At 66.5% G+C, this 6,650-nt stretch carries 7 protein-coding genes and 3 pseudogenes; 3 read left to right on the forward strand and 7 right to left on the reverse strand.

The window, feature by feature from the left end; genetic code table 11:
* Window positions 1-239: 239 nt before the first annotated feature.
* The 5 genes and pseudogenes from ACZ5ID_RS34730 to ACZ5ID_RS34750 all read right to left on the reverse strand — a co-directional run bounded on the left by ACZ5ID_RS34730 (window position 240) and on the right by ACZ5ID_RS34750 (window position 3,725).
* The gene (locus tag ACZ5ID_RS34730) at window positions 240-677 is read right to left on the reverse strand and encodes a C40 family peptidase (protein ID WP_468906147.1); all 438 of its coding nucleotides are present in this window, start codon (window positions 675-677) and stop codon (window positions 240-242) included.
* A gap of 46 nt (window positions 678-723) precedes the next feature.
* A pseudogene (locus tag ACZ5ID_RS34735) lies at window positions 724-1,011 on the reverse strand (helix-turn-helix domain-containing protein); the annotation flags it as partial.
* Between the two features lie 101 nt (window positions 1,012-1,112).
* Window positions 1,113-1,526, reverse strand: coding sequence for a hypothetical protein (locus ACZ5ID_RS34740; protein WP_468906150.1), 414 nt, complete (start codon window positions 1,524-1,526; stop codon window positions 1,113-1,115).
* 759 nt (window positions 1,527-2,285) lie between these two features.
* A pseudogene (locus tag ACZ5ID_RS34745) lies at window positions 2,286-2,426 on the reverse strand (DUF6009 family protein); the annotation flags it as partial.
* Window positions 2,427-3,347: 921 nt separating this feature from the next.
* A complete protein-coding gene (locus tag ACZ5ID_RS34750) occupies window positions 3,348-3,725 on the reverse strand; it encodes a hypothetical protein (protein WP_468906153.1) in 378 nt (125 codons plus the stop codon).
* A gap of 125 nt (window positions 3,726-3,850) precedes the next feature.
* Here ACZ5ID_RS34750 and ACZ5ID_RS34755 point away from each other — a divergent pair, with 125 nt between their 5' ends.
* Complete coding sequence (locus tag ACZ5ID_RS34755) at window positions 3,851-4,114, forward strand: hypothetical protein (RefSeq protein WP_468906156.1); 264 nt, start codon at window positions 3,851-3,853, stop codon at window positions 4,112-4,114.
* A 161-nt stretch (window positions 4,115-4,275) separates the two neighbouring features.
* Here ACZ5ID_RS34755 and ACZ5ID_RS34760 read toward each other — a convergent pair whose 3' ends face one another.
* Window positions 4,276-4,956, reverse strand: coding sequence for a hypothetical protein (locus ACZ5ID_RS34760; protein WP_468906158.1), 681 nt, complete (start codon window positions 4,954-4,956; stop codon window positions 4,276-4,278).
* 130 nt (window positions 4,957-5,086) lie between these two features.
* Window positions 5,087-5,359 carry a lactococcin 972 family bacteriocin gene (locus tag ACZ5ID_RS34765; protein ID WP_468906165.1) on the reverse strand — a complete coding sequence of 91 codons (273 nt, stop codon included), beginning with the start codon at window positions 5,357-5,359 and terminating at the stop codon, window positions 5,087-5,089.
* Window positions 5,360-5,845: 486 nt separating this feature from the next.
* Here ACZ5ID_RS34765 and ACZ5ID_RS34770 point away from each other — a divergent pair.
* Together ACZ5ID_RS34770 and ACZ5ID_RS34775 are read left to right on the forward strand one after the other, a co-directional pair.
* A pseudogene (locus ACZ5ID_RS34770) lies at window positions 5,846-6,385 on the forward strand (Gp37-like protein); the annotation flags it as partial.
* Between the two features lie 75 nt (window positions 6,386-6,460).
* Window positions 6,461-6,650 (forward strand): transposase (locus tag ACZ5ID_RS34775; RefSeq protein ID WP_468906167.1); only part of this gene is annotated, 190 nt, incomplete at its 3' end.

Consider the following 6,650-nt stretch of genomic DNA (forward strand, 5'->3'; position numbering starts at 1 on the left):
GGGATAGATGTAGTAGTCGCGGGAAAGACGCTCCACCCGATGTATCGCAAGGCCGGTGCGGCCGGAGAGCCCCCGGATCCGGTCCGCGGGCAGGTCCTCCCACATGCGTGGGCCACATGGTTCGGCGCGCAGGGCGCTCGGCCGTCTACGCGGCATCGACCTTTCGGTATGCAGTCATGGACGCCATCATGCCAGCCCGTATGTCCCTCCCACCCCAGCCGCAATAGGTGGGACAAGTCTTAGGGAACCACCCGTCGCACGACCAGGGTTCCATGTCCCTCTACTTTGGCGACCTCAACGACGCGGCCGGGTCGGGGAGCGTGTACGAGCAGACCGTTCCCGATGGCCATGGCGACGTGCTCCGGGCTGGTGGCGCTGCCGGCGCTGAAGAGCAGGTCGCCGGGCTGGATGACGGACAGCGGCACGGGGACTCCTTCGCCGACCTGGGTGTAGGTGGTGCGGGTGAGCTGGATGCCGACGACGCCGTAAGCGCGTTGCATGAGGGAGGAGCAGTCGCACCGGCCGCTGGGGTCGCTGCCGTGGGGGTTGGTGCACGAGCCGCCCCACTGGTAGGGGGTGCCGAGCTGGGCGAGCGCCCAGCGGATTGCCTGCTGAACCGGTAGAGGCGCGGTGGCGGGGATCTGGTAGCCGGCGGCCGGTACGGTGCCGGGCGGCATGGCCTCGTAACTGGTGGCCGCCGTGGCGGCGCAGCTGCCCCAGAGCTCCAGGGCAGGGTCCGAGCCGGACGGGGCCGAGCTTGCGTTCCTGGCGCAGCCGGCACACCCCGGCCTCCCCGGCCGCCGCGGTGCGGTGGGGCGTCGTCCGGGGCCGGCTGGGCCGGTCGTGCAGCCCCTGCTCGCCCTCGGACCGCCAGCGGCGGATCCACTTGTGGGCCGTAGCCCGCGAGATGCTCATTTCGGCCGCTACATGGGCGACGGGCCGACCGGAGCGGACACGCACAACCAGAAGCCGCCTGCCGTGAACGGTCAGCCGGGCATTACGGTGGGACACGAAGACCTCCGTGCGGTGCGTTCCCAGACAGCTCCACCACATCGGAGGTCTTCGCCATGTTCAAGACCCGCCAGTGTCAACAACGCTCGTGATCAATACACCTAGTTCCACCAGCCCGTGTCGGCCGAGCCGGTGATGTGGCCCGTTTCGGTGGCGTACGAGTAGCCGTCCCAATACGTGGCCCCCGGGCAGGACCCGTAGAGGTGGTAATTCCAGACGCGCTGACCGTTCTGCTCGTCGTTGAAGTCGGAGCTGGCGCTGCTGCCGCACCCGGACAGCTTGACGTAGACGCGCTCGTCGGTGCGCGCGCCGCGGCTGTCGACGTAGTAGTTCAGGTCGGCCTGCCTGGAGTTCTGGGAGGTGGTCAGGCAGATGCTGACGTACGCCCCGTACTGCGTGGTGTAGTGGGCGCAGTGGGTGCCGTCCGCGTGCGCGGCCGTGGCGCCGAACATCAGGCCCGACACTGCCAGGCCCATAGTCGCGGCGGTTGCCGGGAGCCGCTTCACGATCTTCATGACTCTCCCCCTTGACGATCCCCGACGGTCGGGAGCCCCAGATAGGCTGGCGCATATACCGGCGATCCTCTTGAGACGCATTACGTTTCCCCTTCTCGGCAGGCGAACGGTGGTGTGACGGAGCGCTGGGCGGCAAACCCCGAAGGCCACCCTCTATTTGCGGTCCGCAGTCCGACAGTGCTGATGCGACGAGTTGTCCGCGCGGCCGGGAGGTGATCCGCGCAGGTCATCCACACAGCTGGGGCCGGACAAGTGGCGTTGTCCGCGGACAACTGTGGGACTGACCGAGCGCAGGAGCTGCCGGGCCAGGCCGCTGCACAGCCAACTCGCCCGGCCGCTCTGGCCGCTGGCCGCGTCACTGCCACCCCGCGCTCTCAGCGATCGCACCAAAGGGACCTCGGCCTCCTCCCCGCCACCGTGCCAAGGCCGTTGTTGTCAGTGCCGGCGCCTACCGTCGCGCTCATGGGCTACGACATCCACCTCACCCGCCGCGCCCCCTGGTGGCACGAGGCGGGACCCGAGATCACCGCCGTGCAATGGGCGGCCGTCGTGGAGGCGGACGCGGAGCTGGAGATGGTCACGCAGCCACCAGGCGGGGACGGGCCCTGCCACTGGATCGCGCGCATGGTCCCGCATCCGCCCGAGGAGCAGCCGGCGACCGCCCTGTACTGGGACTCCGGCGAGGTCCGTGCCAGGAACGCCGCCGACCTGCTTGTGGCCAAGATGCGGCAGACCGCCCTCGCCCTGCACGCCAGGGTCCAGGCGTCCGTCGCGGGGCTTGCCGCGGCGGCGGGTGGTTTTGTCGAGGGCTTGGCGGACGTAGTCGAGGCGGTCGGTGTCCTCGAGCCAGACGATGTTGTCCTCGTGGGCCAGTTCGCTGTCTTGCAGTAGCGAGCTCATCAATGCGGCCCCTTCTCGTCCCTGTCGTTGTGGCGGTGGCTGGCCGGTGTCGTGACGGCGGCCAGGTGGCTGTGGTCGGCGGGTGGTACGGCGCGGCTTTCATCGTACGTGCGCGGGGTGGCAGGGCGCCCGGATCAGCCATGCCCACCCCCGGCGGTCGTCGGGGGCCTTCTCCGGCCGCATCGTTGGTCCCGGCCCTGCACCCGGGAGGCACCACGGCCTTCAACTGCCTGCGCCTACGGGAGCTGACGGGCCATCGGTGTAGCTGCATGGAAAGGTCGATGACGGCCCACAGGCGGGTGCCGTCTGGCGCCTGGTCGGTGCCGCACGCCGCGACCGAGGGAGAGCTGGCCACTGCGGTCAAGGACGGCTCAGCGCAGGTGGCGGGGGTGTGGTGGTGGCTGAGGACGAGGATGCAGGCACGATTGCCTTCGTCGGCCAGGTGCACGCTGATGCGCCGGCCCGCGTCCGCGACGGCCGGAGCGATCAGCGCGGCCACCACCCCCCGCACCGCGGACTCATCGGGGCGGTACCCCCAGGCACGCAGCTGTTCGACGATGCGGCGCTGGGCGGTGGAGGCAGTCCACGGGGCCGATTCCAGGGGCCAGTTCACGCACCGGCGGTTCGCCAGCCGCACCCGCGCCCGCGCACCCTGCAACACCGGCGCGTGTGCGGTGCCGGGCTCGGGCGGGAAGGGGGACGGCGGCTTCTTCGGCGGTGTCGGGGTCTTGGGGGATAGTCCGGCCGGTGCTCCAGCGCCGCATCCAGGGAGGTCTCGGACATGCGTTGCCCCTCCTCGCATACAGCACGAGCCGCTGCCGATTCCCGTACAGTCCATGCTAGGGGTCAGTCTGGCGGGCCGTCAGCGCCTTCCGGCGAAGCCCCACAGTCCCTCCAGCTCAAAGGGTGGCGGTAGACCGCTCAGCGATCGACCACCCAGCGTGCATCCGCCGGCCAGCTTCCCGTGCCAACGATGTGCTTCACGAGCCTGAACGCTTCACCGAGGGGAACCGTGTTCTCATCCGGGTGCTCGTCGTCCTGCCCATTCGCGAGGACGAACCCTCCGCTGGACCCCTGGGCACCGGGGGCCACGGCATGCTCGCCGGGATCACCCTCGTCTTCGAGCAGCATCACCATCGCGCGCTCGGTATTCGTCACGAAGGCCAGTGACCGTCCCGAGGAACTGGTCAACCACGTCTCAAGCTGTCCGCCGTCGATCCTTGACCGAAGAGCTTCCAGCACCGTCTCGGACGACACAAGGACGGTGCTGTGGTCATTGATCACCCAGGACTCGGTCACGAGCACGACGATCTCACGGACGGATCTAGAGACAGTCCCCAGGGGCGGTGCGGACAGAGAACGGGTCAGTCACATTCTCAGCTTGGCGTTTAACCTCATGGGCAGTTCGCGCATACCGTAAGCGCGTGAACGACATCGACACCGAATCCCTTGGGTGGGAGCTCATCGGCTGGGACAGCGACGAGCAAGCCGCTCATGTCACTGGCCTGACCCGAATCGAGATCCTGAGTATCAGGGACCTGTTCCCGGGCCGCGGCGACGACTTTCTTGAGACCGCTGTCTACGAGGTTCCGTCCGCGCTGTACTCGGCGATGCGGCGTGCCGTCCCGCACCTGGAGTTCCGTGAGGGGCTGGAGTACCAGATCGGTGGTTTCCGCATATCAGTCTGAGCTTGGCGATCCACTGATGCGTCGGGCTTCGTGCCGACCTTGTGGTGTCGGGCCAGGTATAGGACTCGCCGGTCGCGCGGCTCACCATGCTTTGGTGGGCCGCGCGCTCCGCTGGGTCGCACACAGGTGTTTCGAATCGGGCACTTTCGGCATGTGATGCGTCAGAGGTGCTTTGCTGACGTGCCAATTTCCGCACGTTCCTCAGTTCGGCTGCGCCGGGTGCGCCAGCTCCACACTGTGTGTCCTACGAGGGCCACCGCTACGCTACAGGCCCCGATGCGTACCGTGTTCAAGGTGACGACGAGGACCTGCGTGTCCGCCTCGGCCCTCAGTCGCTCGTTGGCCTCGAACACGGTGACCACCGGAATGAGTAGGCGGAATGGGAGCCCGCCGACGCCGGGGGTGCGTGCCACGTTTCCGATGAACCCCAAAGGCGCACCGAAGATCACCGCGCAGGCTGCCCACACGTCGATCTGGTCCATGCGGAGACTGCCGCCGTGGTCCGGTACCAGCTGCCCTTTTATATCTTCCGGTATCGAATCGTCGGACGCGGACGGAATTCCCGACACAGGAGCGGGGTACAGGTCCTTGAACACGTAGTAGGTGATGACGGCGACAATCAGGCCGAGGGGCGCCAGCAGCGACGACTCGATTTTCGAGCGGCGCCAGTAGCCGACCAGGAACGCATAGCACGCCCACGTCCATCCGATGGGGAACATGGCCCCCACACCGGAGACGACGGAATTGTCTACCTTCTCGGAGGCGGGGCCGATCAGGCCGAGCAGCACACCCACCACAACAGCCACGGCGATCGGCATAACACGGGTGCGCCACACGTGCATGTTCCCTCTTCCCTGTTCCTTGAACCGAGTTGGCGCCGCTTCAGGGCCACACTCTCACGTACGGCCCTGAAGCGGCGCACCAACCTACCCCACGCGCCGCAGAGTTACTCCTAGGCGGAGGTGCCGGATATTAGTCGACGGCGTAGTAGGTAGAGCACCTGTAGATCAATCCCGCTCTGATGCTTGCCTGGGAGACATCACCGGCAAGGGCGCTGGAGCTGTCCTTGGTGCCGTTCATCTCCGCCGTGGACCTGTGAAACCTCGACGGGTGATAGTAGTTCGAGTAACACCTTTTCATCGTCGTACCGCCGGATGTAGAGAGGTACCAGCCGTAGCACCATGTGCCGCCGGCTGACGGGTTCGTGCACTCATCCACCTCGGCGGGGCCCGCCGCGACGCCCATCGTGGTTGTCACCACACCCCATTCGGAGGGGTTGCCCAGTTGTGCGGGCACGGGCGTGCCGTCGCCCCGGTGGTGAACGGTAACCGTGGTGGTGGGGGCGATAGCCCCGGGGCTCTGCGCTGCGGCAGGCGTTGTCAGGAGCCCGGCCGCTAAAAAACTCCTCCCGTAGTCCCCCCGTGGGACTCGAACAAAGTTTCTACAGACCCGCACTTTCCTGTAAAGGGAGTTCGAACGAGTTGACCGAAAGTCTCACTTGATCGATTTACTGGCCTATTTCGGAAATTTCTTCACATAGCGACACCCCTCTCAGAGCAGTTGCGTGAATACCTCCCTGGAGGCTTGCGATCTTGGCGCCCGCGTCTCCTATCTCTTCCGCTGTGGTCAGCGGCCCTACGAAGGGAGTCACCTATCGGCGAGTACCGGATCGTTGTCCGTGACAACCAGCTCGTTCCCGTCGGAATGATCGACGACTACCTCTCCCTTGAGATGGTCCTGAAATTCAACGACGTCGGGCAGTGGACGCTCAAGATCAATGCGGGGCGGCCCCACGCCCGGCTTCTTCAGCCGGGTTGTGGCATCGCCGTCTACCGCGAAGGCGTGTCACTACCGATCACGAGCGGTCTGATCCAGGGCATCCAGAAGTACTGGACTGTTGACACGGACTCCGGTGACGGCGCTCTGTTCATCACCGGTGCCGATGACAACCAGCTCGTTGCTGCCCGTCTCGCCTTCCCCGACCCGGGTAATGCAGTAGAACAACAGACCCGGGCGAGTGACGGTGCCACCGACCGGGAAGCGGCCTACGCGCTGCAATCGCTGATCGACTGGAACGCCGGAGTGCATTCCCGCGGTGACCGTCAGCCTCTTAGCTATGCGACACCGGACGGTTCGGCCTGGCCGTATGACCACTGGGGACCGACCACCGCATTCACCGCGCGGTTTGACAATCTGCGGGATGTCATCAGGCCGATTGCCGAGGCCGGCCAGCTGGGATGGCGCAATGTCTGTGACCCCGAGTCCCGCGCCATCCGTCTGGAGACCTACCAGGTACAAGACCGCACGGGCACGGTCCACTTCAGAGATCATCTCATTTGGCTGGGTATGCTGCTGGTCGTGTCGGGGATCGTTGAGCGGCTGGTGCCGGACGAGTTGTGGGAGCTGTTCCAGCGGGTGGTGCCGGAGGCGCCGTCGCGACGTCAGGGTGGTGGCCGGCGTCGGCACGGCGACCGCGAAGTACTGGCCGCGATCGTGTTCGTGGCGACGTCAGGCTGCACGTGGCAGCAGTTGCCGA

The sequence above is a fragment of the Streptomyces sp. NPDC031670 genome, from assembly GCF_055580545.1.